This window comes from Rhodoferax sp. P1_F3 (assembly GCF_056405715.1).
The window spans coordinates 127,336-142,523 of sequence record NZ_JBFUBO010000004.1; the positions used below are offsets into that span (position 1 = coordinate 127,336).

At 54.0% G+C, this 15,188-nt stretch carries 14 protein-coding genes; 8 read left to right on the forward strand and 6 right to left on the reverse strand.

The genetic code is table 11. The features are described from left to right. The first annotated feature begins 4 nt into the window (after nt 1-4). Genes rlmH through AC1DZ5_RS08380 form a run of 6 tightly spaced genes read left to right on the forward strand, consistent with a single transcriptional unit; the run spans nt 5 to nt 7,451 of the window. Complete coding sequence (gene rlmH / locus AC1DZ5_RS08355) at nt 5-472, forward strand: 23S rRNA (pseudouridine(1915)-N(3))-methyltransferase RlmH (RefSeq protein WP_477887960.1); 468 nt, start codon at nt 5-7, stop codon at nt 470-472. Nucleotides 473-474: 2 nt separating this feature from the next. Continuing rightward, nucleotides 475-1,095, forward strand: coding sequence for a Maf family protein (locus AC1DZ5_RS08360; RefSeq protein WP_477887962.1), 621 nt, complete (start codon nt 475-477; stop codon nt 1,093-1,095). Then, the gene (gene rng / locus AC1DZ5_RS08365; RefSeq protein WP_477887964.1) at nt 1,077-2,552 is read left to right on the forward strand and encodes a ribonuclease G; all 1,476 of its coding nucleotides are present in this window, start codon (nt 1,077-1,079) and stop codon (nt 2,550-2,552) included. Before AC1DZ5_RS08360 ends, rng begins: the two co-directional genes overlap by 19 nt. A 9-nt stretch (nt 2,553-2,561) precedes the next feature. Beyond that, complete coding sequence (locus tag AC1DZ5_RS08370; protein ID WP_477887966.1) at nt 2,562-4,982, forward strand: glycosyltransferase family 4 protein; 2,421 nt, start codon at nt 2,562-2,564, stop codon at nt 4,980-4,982. Further along, entirely contained in the window at nt 4,979-5,923 is a 945-nt protein-coding gene (locus AC1DZ5_RS08375) for a glycosyltransferase family 2 protein (protein ID WP_477887968.1), read from the forward strand. The genes AC1DZ5_RS08370 and AC1DZ5_RS08375 overlap by 4 nt, the downstream gene beginning before the upstream one ends. Then, entirely contained in the window at nt 5,916-7,451 is a 1,536-nt protein-coding gene (locus AC1DZ5_RS08380) for an O-antigen ligase family protein (protein ID WP_477887970.1), read from the forward strand. Before AC1DZ5_RS08375 ends, AC1DZ5_RS08380 begins: the two co-directional genes overlap by 8 nt. On the opposite strand, the gene AC1DZ5_RS08385 is transcribed toward AC1DZ5_RS08380, so the two are convergent. From AC1DZ5_RS08385 to AC1DZ5_RS08410, 6 genes are read right to left on the reverse strand one after another with little or no spacing between them, the layout of a single operon-like run. Beyond that, the gene (locus AC1DZ5_RS08385; RefSeq protein WP_477887972.1) at nt 7,403-8,161 is read right to left on the reverse strand and encodes a hypothetical protein; all 759 of its coding nucleotides are present in this window, start codon (nt 8,159-8,161) and stop codon (nt 7,403-7,405) included. The two genes, AC1DZ5_RS08380 and AC1DZ5_RS08385, sit on opposite strands and share 49 nt — an antisense overlap. A 1-nt stretch (nt 8,162) precedes the next feature. Beyond that, complete coding sequence (locus tag AC1DZ5_RS08390; RefSeq protein ID WP_477887974.1) at nt 8,163-9,041, reverse strand: DUF6492 family protein; 879 nt, start codon at nt 9,039-9,041, stop codon at nt 8,163-8,165. A gap of 6 nt (nt 9,042-9,047) precedes the next feature. Next, on the reverse strand, nt 9,048-9,692 hold the full coding sequence (locus tag AC1DZ5_RS08395; RefSeq protein ID WP_477887977.1) for a class I SAM-dependent methyltransferase: 645 nt from the start codon (nt 9,690-9,692) through the stop codon (nt 9,048-9,050). A 3-nt stretch (nt 9,693-9,695) separates the two neighbouring features. Further along, nucleotides 9,696-10,412 carry a polysaccharide deacetylase family protein gene (locus AC1DZ5_RS08400; protein ID WP_477887979.1) on the reverse strand — a complete coding sequence of 239 codons (717 nt, stop codon included), beginning with the start codon at nt 10,410-10,412 and terminating at the stop codon, nt 9,696-9,698. Then, nucleotides 10,409-12,142: a lipid A export permease/ATP-binding protein MsbA gene (gene msbA / locus AC1DZ5_RS08405; protein ID WP_477887981.1), complete on the reverse strand. Its 1,734-nt coding sequence runs from the start codon at nt 12,140-12,142 to the stop codon at nt 10,409-10,411. Before msbA ends, AC1DZ5_RS08400 begins: the two co-directional genes overlap by 4 nt. Beyond that, nucleotides 12,135-12,929: a glycosyltransferase family 2 protein gene (locus AC1DZ5_RS08410; RefSeq protein ID WP_477887983.1), complete on the reverse strand. Its 795-nt coding sequence runs from the start codon at nt 12,927-12,929 to the stop codon at nt 12,135-12,137. Before AC1DZ5_RS08410 ends, msbA begins: the two co-directional genes overlap by 8 nt. Nucleotides 12,930-12,997: 68 nt before the next feature. On the opposite strand from AC1DZ5_RS08410, the gene AC1DZ5_RS08415 reads away from it, so the two are divergent. Both AC1DZ5_RS08415 and tolB read left to right on the forward strand, forming a co-directional pair. Then, nucleotides 12,998-13,897: a glycosyltransferase family 2 protein gene (locus AC1DZ5_RS08415; protein ID WP_477888341.1), complete on the forward strand. Its 900-nt coding sequence runs from the start codon at nt 12,998-13,000 to the stop codon at nt 13,895-13,897. A 10-nt stretch (nt 13,898-13,907) separates the two neighbouring features. Further along, nucleotides 13,908-15,170, forward strand: a complete 1,263-nt coding sequence (gene tolB / locus AC1DZ5_RS08420) for a Tol-Pal system beta propeller repeat protein TolB (RefSeq protein WP_477887985.1) — start codon at nt 13,908-13,910, stop codon at nt 15,168-15,170. The last annotated feature ends 18 nt before the right edge of the window (nt 15,171-15,188 follow it).

Here is a 15,188-nt window from a genome sequence, read left to right on the forward strand (position 1 = left end):
AGCGATGCGGCTGGTCATCATCGCTGTCGGGCAGCGGGTGCCGGATTGGGCGCAAACCGCGTGGGAGGATTACGCCAAGCGTTTCCCCCATGAACTCAAGGTCGAGCTCAAAGCCATCAAAACCGAGCCACGCGGCTCCAAAACCGTAGAGCAACTCTATGCTGCGGAGCGTAAGCGGATCGAAGAAGCCATCCCCAAAGGCGCGCGCATCGTCGCACTGGACGAACGCGGCACCAGCCTGCGCACCACAGCGCTGGCCGAGCGTCTGAAGGAGTGGCAGCTCGGCGGCACAGACATCGCCCTGGTCATCGGCGGCCCGGATGGGCTGGACCCCGAGTTTCGCCAGGCCGCCCATGAGCGCGTGCGCCTCTCCGACCTGACCCTGCCGCACGCCATGGTGCGCGTGCTGCTGATCGAGCAGCTGTACCGCGCTTGGTCCGTGAACGCCAACCATCCTTATCACCGCGAGTGAGCATGTCCAGTCCTGATTTCATCTACCTGGCCTCCCAAAGCCCGCGCCGCCGTGAGTTGCTGACGCAGATTGGCGTCGCCCATGAATTGCTGTTGCCCACGCCCGACGAAGATGCAGAAAGCCTGGAAGTGGTGCTAGCGGGCGAAGCGCCTGCGGCCTATGTGCAGCGCGTGACCGCTCTTAAATTGATAGCGGCTCGCGCACGTTTGGCGAGGGCTGGAGGTCAAAATCGTCCTATTTTGTGTGCAGACACCACGGTCGCGATGGGCGACACCATTCTGGGCAAGCCCGAGAACGCGGGCGATGCTCAACGCATGTTGCGTAGCTTGTCGGGCCAAACGCACCGCGTGTTCACTGCAATTGCCATTGGCTGGGGTGACAAGTTGGCCCAAGCCTATTGCGAATCGCGCGTGACTTTTGCCGAGATGAGTGACGCCGAGATCGCCGACTACGTGGCCAGCGGCGAGCCCATGGGCAAGGCCGGTGCCTATGGCGTGCAGGGCCGGGCGGCCGCGTTCATTGCGCGCATTGAGGGGTCGTACTCTGGCATCATGGGCCTCCCTTTGTTTGAAACTGCGCAGGCCTTGCGCGAAGTGGGCTTTGCATGCAACAAGACATCCTGATCAACTGGTCGCCGCAAGAGACACGGGTGGCCATCGTCGAACATGGTGCGGTGCAGGAACTGCACGTGGAGCGCACGTTGGAGCGCGGTCTGGTGGGCAACGTGTATCTGGGCAAGGTGGCGCGCGTGCTGCCGGGCATGCAGTCGGCCTTTATCGACATTGGCCTGGAGCGCGCGGCCTTTCTGCATGTGGCCGATGTGTGGCACCCGCCGGCCGAGGGTGAGTCGTTGAGTGCGTCGCGTGCTTCGCAGCCACAAATTCCCATTGAGAAGCAGGTGTTTGAAGGCCAGTCGCTCATGGTGCAAGTCATCAAGGACCCGATTGGCACCAAGGGTGCCCGCCTGTCCACCCAGATCAGCATTGCCGGGCGCTTGCTGGTGTTTTTGCCGCAGGACGACCATATTGGCGTGTCGCAAAAAATCCCCACGGCCCAGCGCGACGAGCTGCGCAACCGCATGCAGAAGCTGTCGGGCAAGGAGGGCGGCGGCTTCATCCTGCGAACCAATGGCGAAGATGCATCGGATACCGAGCTGGGTGACGACATTGCCTACCTGCGCAAGGCCTGGGCCCGTATCAAGGACGCCTCGGTGCGCCTGCCTGCCCAAAGTCTGCTGCACCAAGACCTGAGCCTGCTGCAGCGCGTGCTGCGCGACCTGGTGGGCGAGGGCACGCAGACCATCCGTGTGGATTCACGCGAACAGTTTGATGCGCTCCAGGCCTTCGGCTCGGAGTTCATGCCGGCCGCGGCCGAAAAGCTGCAGCACTACAAGGGCGAGCGCCCGATTTTTGACCTGTATTCCATCGACGAGGAGGTGGCCAAGGCGTTGGCGCGTCGGGTTGAGCTCAAATCCGGCGGCTACCTCATCGTCGACCAGACCGAGGCGCTGACCACGGTGGACGTGAACACCGGTGGTTTTGTCGGTGCGCGCAATTTTGACGACACCATCTTCAAGACCAACCTGGAGGCCGCGCAGGCGATTGCGCGGCAGCTGCGCCTGCGCAACCTGGGCGGCATCATCATTGTCGACTTCATCGACATGGCGCGCGAAGACCATCGCGAGGCGGTGCTGGGCGAGTTCCGCAAGCAGCTGGCGCGCGACCGTGTGAAGACCATGGCCGGTGGCTTTTCGCAACTGGGCCTGGTGGAGATGACGCGCAAGCGCACGCGCGAATCGCTGGCCCACATGCTGTGCGAGCCATGCCCCACCTGCGAAGGCAAGGGCATTGTCAAGACTCCGCGCAGCGTGGCCTACGACATCTTCCGCGAGATCCTGCGCGAGGCGCGCCAGTTCAACCCGCGCGAGTTTCGCGTCGTTGCTTCGCCTAAGGTCATCGAACTGTTCCTGGACGAGGAAAGCCAGCACCTCGCGGGCCTGTCCGAGTTCATCGGCAAGCCGGTGTCGCTGCAAAGCGAAGCGGCCATGGCGCAGGAACAGTACGACATCGTGCTCTTGTGATGGTGGCGTGTGACTGAACGTTTGCGGATCGCCGTACTGAGCCGAAACTTTGCCACCACGGGAGGTGGGGCAGAGCGCTATTCCATTGCCGTGGTGGAAGAGCTGGCGGCGCGCCACGAGGTGCATGTGTTTGCGCAGACGATTGCGCACGACTATCCTGGTGTGATCTACCACTGCATTCCCATGCCGCTGCAGCGGCCGCGCTGGGTCAACCAGCTGTACTTTGCCTGGAAAACCTGGCGTGCCACGCGTACGGGATTTGACATCGTGCATTCGCATGAAAACACCTGGCATGGCGATGTGCAGACCGTGCATGTGCTGCCGGTGAAGCACACCTTGTTTGAAGGCAAACAAGGCGCCGCGCTGGCGTTGCGCTGGCTCAAGGTGCTGACGAGTCCGCGGTTGCTGGCCTATCTGTGGCTGGAGCGGCGACGTTATGCATTTGCGTACAAGAAGCGGGTGGTGTGCGCCTCTGCATCGCTTCGGGAAGTAGTTCAACAGGCGTTTCCTGCGGCGGCGCACATGTTGGAGGTAGTGACACCGGGTGTCCAGGCCGTGCCGGGGCGAGCATCTGCGGAAGCCCAAGGTGCGGCGCGTCAAGCGCTGGGTTTGCCGGACGCAGTGCCATTGCTGCTGTTTGTGGGCAACGATTTCGCCAAGAAGGGTCTGCCCACCTTGCTGGAAGCGCTGAGGCAACTGGACTCAGATACGCACCTGGCGGTGGTTGGCAAAGGCGAAACCCAGTCCGAGATGCAGCGTTTGGCAGAACGTCTGGGTTTTGCATCACGGGTGCACTTTCTGGGCAGCCTGTCTGACATGGGGCGGGCCTACAGTGCGGCAGACATGCTGGTGCATCCGACATTGGAAGATGCCTATGGCATGGTGGTGCTGGAGGCCATGGCACACGGACTTCCTGTCGTCGTGAGCCGAGCCCCCTATGCCGGCATCGCGCGGGATTTGTCGGATGAACACGACGCGCTGCTGCTGCAGGATCCGACGGATGCCGAAGAGCTGGCGAAAACAATACAACGCATTCAAACCACCCCGTCACTTGCCAAGAGTCTGTCCACAGAAGAAATTCGCTTTGCTGGCGCGCATTCGTGGCAGCAGGTCGCGTCTGAATATGAGGCCCTATACCAAGGGATTGCCAAGAAGTTCAAGCAACGCTGGTTAGTGTTATCACACGCCTTCAACATGGATGGCCGCGCGGCGAGCCAGACCATCACCGATAAGCTGCCGCATCTGGAAGCAGCTGGCATTGAGCTGGTAGTGCTTAGCGGAGTTTCCGGGAATCTGGATCACCAATACGAACACCACCAACTCTGGCCAGCGGGGCCAGCGGGCATCCGTTTCGAGTTGCGCCATGTGCTGCGCAAGCATTTGGCAAATCCCAAGGCCTACCGCATGGTCATGGTGTTGCTGTCGATCCCATTGCTGCCTTTCATGTTTGTCGAAAAACTGGTGCGCCCCGTTGAAAGCTCCTGGTCTTGGTGGCTCAGCGCCTATCTCAAGGGGCGCGCACTGGCACGGCATCGCAAATTTGATCTTATCTACTCCACTGGCGGCGCCTTCGCTGCGCACGTGGCCGGACGTGCGTTGAAGCAGGCGCTAGGGGTGCGCTGGCTGGCCGAGGTACATGACCCCCTGGTGATGCCGGGCAGCACGCCCAAGACTGCGCAGGAGCGTATGCAGGCCGAGGTAGAGCGCCAGATTTGTACCGATGCCGATGTGGCTATCTGGTTTACAGATCAAGCACTCGCCAGTGCGAGACGCCGCCACCCCCAGCTAGGCGAACGCGGCAAAATGATGCTACCGGGCATTGACGCGCCATTCAAGGAACTGCCGCCGTATGTGCAGGGGTCAAAGATGGTTATAGGGCATTTCGGCTCGCTGTCGGTCACGCGAAACCTTACCCCCATCATCTCCGCGCTGGAGGCGTTGGTATCTGAACACGCAGAGCTGCGTTCTGTGCTGGAACTGCAACTTACTGGCGGACCATTGGATGCTGTGTCCCAGGCTGCTATTGCCAAATCGCCTGTGCGGGATCTAGTGCGGCACCTTGGCCGTATCGAAGCTGATCCCAAGACCGGGCTGTCTGGGCGTGAGCAAATTCTGCGCCGTATGCGCAGCGTTGATGTGTTGCTACTGCTGCACGGCGCCGAGCCTATTTGTTCTGAGTACATCCCCTCCAAACTCTACGAATACTTGTGGATGCAGAGACCGATTTTGGCAACGGTATACGGTAATCCGCAGATGGTCGATCTGCTGAAGGTCCAGGGGCATATGGCGGTGGAGGATCAAGCGAGCCTAGTAAGAGCCCTAGAGCAAGTAATTTTCAATTGGAAAATTGGCGATCTCCCTGACACAGGGCGAACCAGTCCCCATACAACTGAAACTGCAGTGAACAGAATGCGAAAATTTCTCGAATGAAGCCTAAATTGTCTCTGGTCGTGCTTGGTTTTCGGAATTTCGAAACGGTTACGAAGCCGTGTCTGGAATCTCTCCTCCCCTGGGCAAATAACCCAGCGCTGGAAATATTCGTTGTGGATAACGGTTCGCCTGACGATTCAGCAACGTTGACAAAACAATGGTGTCTTGTGCATCCTGGCTTTCATTGTCTATTGAGTGAAAAGAATCTAGGCTTTGCTGGAGGTATGAATTGGGGGGCTAGTCATGCCCGAGGTGAATGGTTGTTCCTCGTAAACAATGACACTGTGTTCCCCGCGCAAGCTCTGGATGCATTGCTCAAGGTGCTGCAAGAAACGCCCCGGAATGTCGCGATGTTGGGACCCGTGACCAATGCAGCCGGCAACGGCCAGCGGTTGTGGAAGCCAGGTGCAACCCATGCGCAATGGATGCAGATAGGAGATGTGCTACATGACAACCCCTCGCATCAGCTAATGCCCACATACCGTTGTGACTTTTTTTGCATCGCCATTCGGCAGAGCATATGGACTCAATTGGGTGGACTGGACCAGTCATTTGGAATGGGTTACTACGAAGACTTTGACTTCAGCCTTCGGTTGAGAGCGGCGGGTTTCGAACAAATGATTACTGAAGATGTCTTTATTTTGCATGTGGGTAGTGCAAGTTTCCAAGGAAATAAAGCAGCCAGAACCCTCATCAAGAAGAATAAAAAATTGTTGCAAGCCAAACATCCTTCAGCTCGTTTCGAGCACACTCGAATTGGGAATTTGGCTATACTGGAAAGGTATGTGCAACTAAAACAGATAGGACTTTTCAGCCCTTCACTTCGCATACGAGCTGAATTGCGGGTTGGCGCCATTGACGGAGATGCGCCACGAAGTCTTATCAAACGCTGGCTTTGGCGCAACAAATCCAGAAAGATGGCAGGAGAGCATTTTGAATAACGCCATGTCATGGTTTCAGCGCATATTTTTAATGCTGCTATTGCTATTTTTATCAATATTATCCGTCACCGGAACCATTGCGTTACGCAATATATTGCATCTGCTTCTTCTAGGAATGCTGCTTGTCTATTCTGTGCATGAGTTTTCAAGTAATCGCGGTCGAATCATCACACTGGCAAAGGCTATTCCGTTTCCTCTTGCGTCATGGTGCATATTTCTTCTGTTATTTCCTCTGGTGGCACCGGATGCTCATGATGCCTTGAGCAACCTGCTAGGAAAGGGGATGTGGGGGGAATCTCTTTTGACCTGGATATTGGCAGCAGGCGCGGTTTTGATATTGGGTGGAGATCGCCTGGGATTGTGGCAACTCGCCTTGGTAAGCGCCACGCCTGTCTTCATTCATTTTTTTCTATTGGTGCTCGCATGGGGGGGGATTCTGCAACCGGAATTTTATGAAGATCCGACGCTTGGGCAGGTAGCAGATTCATTATTCAAAGTTATTACAGGCGTTTCTGTTCCTCTAAACGCTTTCAAAACATTCCCTTTTGGATTTAGAGGAATTGAACCTATGCATGGGAATCTTGGATACCCTGCATCGCAAGCGACTTGCCTTGCCTTGGCTGTAGCCTTCTCTGCGTGGAAGAATGCCGACTACAGACGCCTGTTAAAGGCAGTGACACTGATTTCCGCATGCTTATTCAGCGTAATAATTGCGCAGTCCCGAGCAGCTGCATATTTTGGGCTAGTTCTGATCATATTGGCCTTGGCAGCGTATTGGATAGCGCTGCGCAATAGAAACAATCTAGGTGAATTCACAAAGCATTCCAAGAGATCCGCATGGCGGGTTGGAGGCATTTTGGGCCTAGTAGCCGTTCTTTCTTGCACCTTATTTTTTAAAGTTGCTTCGGAGAATGTGTTGTGGTACTCGATGTGGGACAAGTTATCACTTGGTTTTGAATTGGAGTCGCCTCAACGATTATTATGCGACGGATTTTCCACACGCGTTGATTCGTATGTTCGAAGTCAATATCCCGATAGCAGCGAGGAATACGTTAAAACTCTTGTTGATGGTTTGAATGGAGATGGCGCACGCGTATTAATGGCCCGCGCTGGCTTAGACCTTGTCAAACAGCATCCATGGGGTCTTAATGGTGGCCGTGATGCATATCAATTGCGGATGAAAGAGGTTTGCGGTCACGTTCCAGAACTGAATTACTCGCATGCACACAATGCTTGGATAAATATAACTTTAGCGCTAGGGTGTTTGGGCGGGGGATTGTATGCGTTGCTGCTGCTCACCCTCGCACTGCGTGGATGGAGAGAATTATGTAATCGGGAACTTTGGCCGAATGGCCTCGCACTTTTTTTGTTGGCCGTATTTTGGTTTTTACGTGGTTTTGTCGATGCCGTATACCAAGAGCACTATTTGCAAATGCAAGCCTCAATATTATTAATATTATTGTTATCGTGCCAAAAAAATTATACGAACCAAGACTTAAAACGCGGATCCGATCGAATCAGTGTATAACGTAATCGCTCTTTTGAGCGACGTATGAAGGTGTTTTTATAATATTGTCCAGTACCACCGCCAACGCCGCAAATTACAGGGGGAACGCCCATTAGACGAGGCGGGCATCCGATGGATAAGAAAATATCACGAAAACATTCCTCCAGGCCGTGTCCAGTTGAAGCATCTATTGACTCGTGCGCAAGCAGAAAGTGGGATGTATAGTTGCCAACTTCCGTAACATAGAATCGAGTATCAATATAGGAAAACTGAGTAGGGAGGATGGGGGAGAACGCATTAGAAAAAACACCTTTCACCAGCATTGCATTGTTCCACTTACTTACGCATTGCGCAAAATTATCGATCCAAAGTTTAGATGTGCATTTTGCGAAATAACCTCTGGCATTGATAAAACTTGAATTTTTTACAGCAAATCGAACTATTTCTCCTTCTCCATATCCCCTGCCTTGCGATTGCACTCGGGCAATATTATTTTGAAAACGGAGACATTCAATCGAATTATTATTGTCTAGGGTTTTCACGATGGGAGAGAAGTCAAAATCCGAACCATCACAGAGAACAAGTGGATTTTCAGGCGCCAACTGGCGCCAGCGTTGAATGGATTCCAAGGCATAAGCAGTCCTTTGCCCTGAATCCTGCAAACGCACCCCTTTATCAAAAGCAGTTACGCTCGATGTGAGCAATATTGGGATGTACTTAGCGAGAATCATGTCAGACTCTCCCCAAACGACGGCGTAGTCGACGCGCGAGCCGGGAAGTCCAGGGACCGCCTTCCCGCGGCCAATCCATATCTCGTTCCCAAGACGATTGATAGATCACTCCACAATATATCTTTGCAAGCTGTTCCTTCGTGGCGGAACTGCGATCCAATTGCCAAGCGTAATGATAAACCTTGAAGAGAGGTTGGCAAGGGACAAGCGGAATCGCTTGAAATTTGAGCAGCGCCTCACCATACCATCTGGACTCCAAAGGGGATTTTTGTATGGCCTCCATTAGATTCATGCCTTGGGGTATCAAATATCTTTGCTCCAAACTTTCCCAGACATCTCTGTGCCAAACGAGTGGAAATGGACCAAATGCGTATGTGCGTCCATGCCGGCCCAATAATGTTTGGACGGTTTTCGCTTCAAGCTGAAAGTTATTGAATATTGCATCTTTGCGAGACGTTAAGCAAGCCTCCAAATGCTCTTGCGCTTCATCAATAACGGTATATGGCACATTTTGCTGCCAAAGAAAATCTTTTATTCCGAAAGGACGAATGAAAATAGCATCAGAATCAAGACATACATAGGAACTCGATATATTCAAGCGCCAATATTCTGATTTAACTATTTGTTGTGTGATATGGCCTGGTAAACTATCTAATGCTGCGCTGGCTCCATAGCTGGTACTGGATAGTATGGCTTTATCCTCAAGTACTTGGACATTGAATTCCTCAAGATGATCTCTAAACAGTTGCGCATCACTATTTGGAACCGATACAAAAAAAGGAATTTTTTCGCTATTAAAAAGCTCAATAGATCGCGCAAGACGGATTGTTCGAAATAAATCTGTGCGATAGCTTTTGCAGTATAAGGAGAGAGGATGCACGTTTCACTAAGGTTTAGTAGCAGACAGAAGCCATTGCTTGGCGAGCAACTCACCCATACCTAATTTTTCAAGAATTTTCTTTTGTCCACGTTTGGTTTCTGGGTCTACCACCTGATCAATATGTGCGCCTGTGGCTTGAACCATATTGAGCAGCGTTTTTCGTGTAAAAAATCGTAGATGGGTGCGATCCATAATGCCGGCATCTTTGTATTCAAAGTTCCCCTTAAATAGCAAATTCATCACAACACGGTAATTTCGAACGTTGGGGACACTGATAATCCAATGTCCGCCATGTTTTAAAAAACTGTCCAAACTCAACAGTACTCCCCAAGGATCACGCAAATGTTCAAGTACATCCAAACACAATATTAAATCCACCGATTCTTTGGGAAGATTGGGCATTTGTACTTCAATATCTATCTTTTCGAAATGATCAATCGACCTCACCTCAGCGTTAATGGCAGCATAAGGTTCGACTCCAGCCACCCAATCACACACCCCGGTTTTTTTAAGCCAATCTAAAGTAAAGCCTTCTGCACACCCAATTTCGAGTGCTTTTAATGGGGTTGAAGTGGCAGGAGGCAGTGCATCGAAAATGTCAGTTCGTGCATGCGTGAAATAGTTCGATGGTTTGTCTCGGTAGCCATCCATGGGTCAGTTCCGTTTATCTTCATAATTTGTACCGATCTTCAATCCAAATGTAAAAGGATTGGTAGCCCTTGCAATCATGATACGTTTCAACTCTAGAAAACTATCCCCAGGTGCCGCGCGGCCACGACGGGTGGTCGTTGCAGTGACGTATCCCGCACTCTTAACCATTTCCGTGTGTTGCAGGGTGTATCTGCCATAGGGATAACAGAAGTGGCGAACTTCACATCCCAATGCCTGTTCCAATTTACTTTTGGATTCCTGAATCTGCAATTTGGCAGCACTGTGCGACAGTTCATTGAGGTCTGCATGTGTCTGCGTGTGTGAGCCCACATCCATTCCCGCGTCTAACCAGCGCATCCAGTCCCGTAATGTCATCAGCGGTTTTTCTGCCACTTTGCCTTTGTCCCAGGCATTCGTTCCGCCTATCAAGCTACTTACCCCGTAGCATGTTGCTGTAAAACCATTATTCTTTAAAACTGGGAGCGCATTTGTTGCATTATTTTGGTAGCCATCATCAAAAGTAATGCCCACTACCTTTTCTTGCCGCTCACCTAGTAAATAGGGCTCCAAATCGCGCATAGACAAACCTCGATATCCCAAAATGCGCAAGATTCGCATTTGCAATGCAAAGGAACGAGGAGCAACAATGAGCCCACGCAGAGGTGTCCCACGCGGCGGCGGTTCGTCAATCTGGTGGTACATTAAAATAGGTATCTTCATGTTTGCAGTCTACGCAAGTTGGCGTAATAGCCATTGAGCTGGAGCAGGGACGCATGATCGCCAGTTTCCACGATGCGGCCCTGATCCAACACTACGATCAAGTCGGCGCGCTCAATGGTGCTGAGCCGGTGTGCGATGACAAGGGTGGTGCGGTTGCGCATGAGAGCGGCCAGTGCATCCTGTACCACGCGCTCTGACTCTGTATCTAGGGCCGAGGTGGCTTCATCGAGGATCAGGATGGGCGCATCCTTGAGTAAAGCGCGCGCAATCGCAATACGTTGGCGCTGGCCACCCGACAGCGTGGCTCCGTTCTCTCCTGATAGCGTATCCAGACCCTGCGGCAGTTGGGAAATGAATTCCCAAGCATGGGCAGCAATGGCCGCTTCCTGCACTTTGGTGTCGTCGGCACTGCGCGACTGGCCGAAGGCAATATTCGCGCGAATGCTGTCATTGAGCAGAACGATGTCCTGACTGACCAATGCGATGTGCTCACGCAGGTTGGTCAGCGCCAGTGTGGCGATGTCGACACCATCCACAGTGATGCGACCTGAGTCCGGTGTGTAAAAGCGTGGAATCAGTGCGGCCAGAGTGCTTTTCCCCCCGCCAGATGCGCCTACCAGGGCGATGGTCTGGCCGGGTTGTACATGGAGGTTGATCTTGTCCAGTGCCAGCTTGTCGCTTCCGGGGTAGCGGAAGGTTACGTTTTCGAAGCGGATTTCGCCCTTGCACTCTGGCAACCTGGCTTGGCCCGTATCGGCTTCCACCGGTGCATCCAGCACACCAAAGACGCTTTCGCAGGCGGCCAAGCCACGCTGCAGGACAGGACTTATGGTTGTGAGTTGCTTGATCGGTGAAATTAGCAACAGCAGGGCGGTGATGAAGGAAACAAAGCCGCCGGCAGTGTCTCCGGCCTGCCCCATGGTGCGGCTCAAGGCCATGTAGATGATGAAGGCAATGGCGATGGATGCCGTCATGTGCGTGATGGGTGTCAGGGCCGAGGCGGGTACGGCCTCTTTCATCATGCTGCGGCGAAAGCTTTCGGTGACGGCGTGGAAACGCTCTTTCTGCTGCGCCTGGCCGCCATAGATCTTGATGACCTTGTCGGCTGCGGTAGTTTCTTCCACGGTGTGGGCTACGGCACGCAACGACTCCAGGCTGGCCTTGCTGGCCTTGCGTATGCGGCGACCAAAACTCTGGATCAGAACAGCAATTACCGGCCCCACAGTCAGCGTGATCAAGGTCAGCCTCCAGTCCAGGTAGACCAGATAGGACAGCAGAGCTACGGCAGTCAAGGATTCACGCACCGCCGTGACCAACACATTGGTGGCGGCCTGGTTAATGTTGTCCACGTCATAGAGCAGGCGAGCAATCCATTGCGAGGCGGGTTGGGTATGGAAGATTTGCGTCGGCGCACCCACCAGCTTGTCGAACATCGCGCGCCGAAGGTCGACGACCAATCGCGTTGAGACCCAAGTCATGAGGTAATTTGTCACGAAGGACAGCACTCCACGCGCCAGAAACAGAAACACGATACTCACTGGGATCACCCACACCATGCGCGAGTCGGTAGTACGGAAACCACTGTCGAGCAGATGCTTCATGATGGCTGGAAAGACCGGCTCAGTTGACGCCGTGCACACCATGCAAACCACTGCAATGGAGAAGGCCTTCCAGTATGGGCGCAGAAAGCCCACCAGTCGCAGGTACAGCGCGCGGTCTGCTTTAGTCATGCTGGGGCAATGAAGGCTTGGTGGGCGAGCGCCAAGCCTCGCCTTTTTGTATCTCCAACGCCTTCACATAGCGATAAAAAGTTCCCTCGAAATTTCCCAACGCGATCACAACACCAGCCCATCCATCTAAGAATCCCAGTTTGAAAAGATAGTGTTTCCAGAAAGCCCACTTTGCATGGAGCAAGGCCGACCACATGGAAATTTTCTTATGTTTGATCTTTTCAGCACCCAGTGAGGAGTAGCGATTCGCCTTGTGCATGACTTCGGCCATGTTTTTAAAGGGAAACTGCCAAATCGCTGTCTGCATGTGACCAATGGGTTTGGTCGAGTTCAACACATAACCTTCGTGCACCGGCTTCTGGTCATAGGCCATGGCACCCTTACGAAACAGCTGGGGTTGGCGGTAATTGGGGTACCAACCCGAATGCCGGATCCAGCGGCCCATGAAGAAATTGCGGCGTGGCGTCCAGTAGGCATCCAGCGCATCGTTGCTTTGTGTCAGAGCGCGAATTTCTTGCGCCGCCGCAGGGGTGCACCGCTCATCTGCATCAAGGCTGAAGATCCAAGGGTGTACACAGGCCGCAATTGCTTGGTTGCGTAAGTCACCAAAACCCTTGAACTCCACCTGCACTACCTTAGCTCCCAGCTGCGTCGCCAGTTCAGCGGTTCCGTCCGTACTCCAGGAGTCCACCACCACAATCTCATCTGCCCAGCGCACGCTTTCAATTGCTGCGCGCACTTTTTCCGCCTCGTTGTAGGCAATGATGTAAACGGAAATCAGGGGCATGCGGGGTGATAACATTCTGTTGTGTGTTGAACTTTCGTTCAAAATCCCGCTCACAAAGCGGGTTGAAAGTGCCTCTCGACACTCTCCGCGAAGGCGGCCTAGTTTATTCCAAAATGCCATTCTCCGAATTGATTTCAGTGGTGATCACCACCTACAACCGAAGTGACGCACTGTCGCTGGTGTTTGCAGGCCTGGCTGGCCAGACTGATCGTCGGTTCGAAGTGGTGATTGCCGACGATGGCTCAACGCGCGAGCATGTGGTCGCAATTGCCGACGCTGCGGAGTCCGCGCAGTTTCCGGTAACCCATGTATGGCACCCGGACGTGGGCTTTACGGCAGCCCAGGTGCGCAACCTGGGCGTCGCAGCCTCTAAAGGGGCCTATCTCGTGCTGCTGGATGGTGACTGCGTGCCAGAGGTGGATTTCATTGCCCGTCACCGCAATCTTCAGCAAATGGGATGCTTTATCAATGGTAGCCGGGTGTTGTTGAGCCCTTCCTTTACCAATAGCCTGCTGTTCAACCATGAGGTACCCGTGGGGCATGCCTTCGGCTACTGGCTGGCCCGGCGTTGGGCAGGAGATGCGAGCAAGCTAACAGGTGCATTGCGCCTACCTGATTTGGGACTTCGACGGCAAACCAAGTTTGTTTGGAAGGGCATTCGCAGTTGCAACATGGCGGTGTGGCGCACAGACTACGAGGCTGTCAACGGTTTTGATGAAACCTTTGTGGGCTGGGGGCATGAGGATGCAGACTTTGTGCTGCGGCTTCACAATGCGGGCCTGACTCGCAAAAACGGCTTTTGTGCGACAGAGGTGTACCACTTGTGGCATCCAGAGTCAGACCGGGGTCGGCAGGGCGTAAATGCCGACAAGGTACGTGAGCGTCAAAAGACGGGACAGGTGCGCGCAACTGTTGGTTACCAAGAAAGTCTTGCAGCCAGCAATACCGTCATTCGCAGTTGGGGATAATCGGAACACGATGCATAAATTTTTTCTGTCACTGATTGTTGGTTTTTTCAGCCTGCAGGCCTCTGCTCAATTTCGCGTAGAAGTATCTGGTGTGGGCCTGACACAGTTGCCCATCGCCATACCCGCGTTTCGTGGTGAAGACGCCGCACCTCAAAAGTTGGCCTCCATTGTGATGGCTGATCTGGAGCGCAGCGGTCAGTTCCGCGGTACCGATAACGTGGCCGGTGCTTGGGACGAGGCGTCCCGGCCTGACGTGGTGCAGTGGCGTCAAAAAGGGGCTGACGCTCTGGTGGCTGGCAGCGTAACCCGGCTGGTTGATGGTCGCTACGATGTTCGCTTTCGGGTCTGGGACACTGTGCGTAATCAGGATCTCGGTGGTCAGAGCCACGCCGTGGCAGCAGGCGATTTGCGCTTGGCAGCCCACCGGGTGGCCGACTTTGTCTACGAAAAGCTAACCGGTGACAAGGGCATTTTTTCCACGCGCATTGCGTACGTCACCAAGGCGGGCACATCGTTCAATCTCTGGGTGGCCGACGCAGATGGTGAGAATCCCCAAAGTGCTCTCAACAGCCTGGAGCCCGTGATTTCCCCTTCGTGGGCTCCCAATGGCAACCAACTGGCCTATGTGTCATTTGAGTCCCGCAAGCCGGTGGTCTATGTGCATGACGTAGGAACGGGGCGCCGCCGCCTGGTGGCCAACTTCAAAGGCTCCAATAGCGCACCCGCCTGGTCACCCGATGGCCGTACCTTGGCGTTGACGCTGAGTCGCGATGGCGGTTCGCAGATTTATTTGATGGATGCCAACGGTGGAGAACCCAAGCGCCTTGCGCAGTCCACCGCCATCGATACAGAGCCTGTGTTTACTGCGGACGGGAAAACCATTTACTTTGTCAGCGACCGTGGCGGTTCACCGCAGATTTACCGTATGCCCATCAGTGGTGGAAACCCGGAGCGTGTCACCTTCAATGGCACCTACAACATTTCCCCGGCTGTTAGTCCGGATGGCAAGTGGCTGGCCTATGTGTCTCGCGTTAGCGGCGCGTTCAAGCTACACATCATGGATCTGGCCAGTGGCACCGCCAATGCGATTACGGACACCAGCGCCGATGAAAATCCCAGCTTTTCACCCAACAGCCGTTTGGTGATTTATGCAACTTTGCAGCAGGGGCGTGAAGCCTTGATGACCACTACACTGGACGGAAAAATCAAGGCCCGTCTGGCTGGCCAAAGTGGTGATATCCGGGAGCCCGATTGGGGCCCGGTGCAAAAGTAATCAGATTTAAACAAGGAG

Excerpts from the sequence above, each read along its gene's own strand:
- rlmH (WP_477887960.1), top strand. The coding sequence starts at position 5 with ATGCGGCTGGTCATCATCGCTGTCGGGCAGCGGGTGCCGGATTGGGCG.
- AC1DZ5_RS08360 (WP_477887962.1), top strand. The coding sequence starts at position 475 with ATGTCCAGTCCTGATTTCATCTACCTGGCCTCCCAAAGCCCGCGCCGC.
- rng (WP_477887964.1), top strand. The coding sequence starts at position 1,077 with ATGCAACAAGACATCCTGATCAACTGGTCGCCGCAAGAGACACGGGTG.
- AC1DZ5_RS08375 (WP_477887968.1), top strand. The coding sequence starts at position 4,979 with ATGAAGCCTAAATTGTCTCTGGTCGTGCTTGGTTTTCGGAATTTCGAA.
- AC1DZ5_RS08385 (WP_477887972.1), bottom strand. The coding sequence starts at position 8,161 with ATGATTCTCGCTAAGTACATCCCAATATTGCTCACATCGAGCGTAACT.
- AC1DZ5_RS08395 (WP_477887977.1), bottom strand. The coding sequence starts at position 9,692 with ATGGATGGCTACCGAGACAAACCATCGAACTATTTCACGCATGCACGA.
- AC1DZ5_RS08400 (WP_477887979.1), bottom strand. The coding sequence starts at position 10,412 with ATGAAGATACCTATTTTAATGTACCACCAGATTGACGAACCGCCGCCG.
- msbA (WP_477887981.1), bottom strand. The coding sequence starts at position 12,142 with ATGACTAAAGCAGACCGCGCGCTGTACCTGCGACTGGTGGGCTTTCTG.
- AC1DZ5_RS08410 (WP_477887983.1), bottom strand. The coding sequence starts at position 12,929 with ATGCCCCTGATTTCCGTTTACATCATTGCCTACAACGAGGCGGAAAAA.
- tolB (WP_477887985.1), top strand. The coding sequence starts at position 13,908 with ATGCATAAATTTTTTCTGTCACTGATTGTTGGTTTTTTCAGCCTGCAG.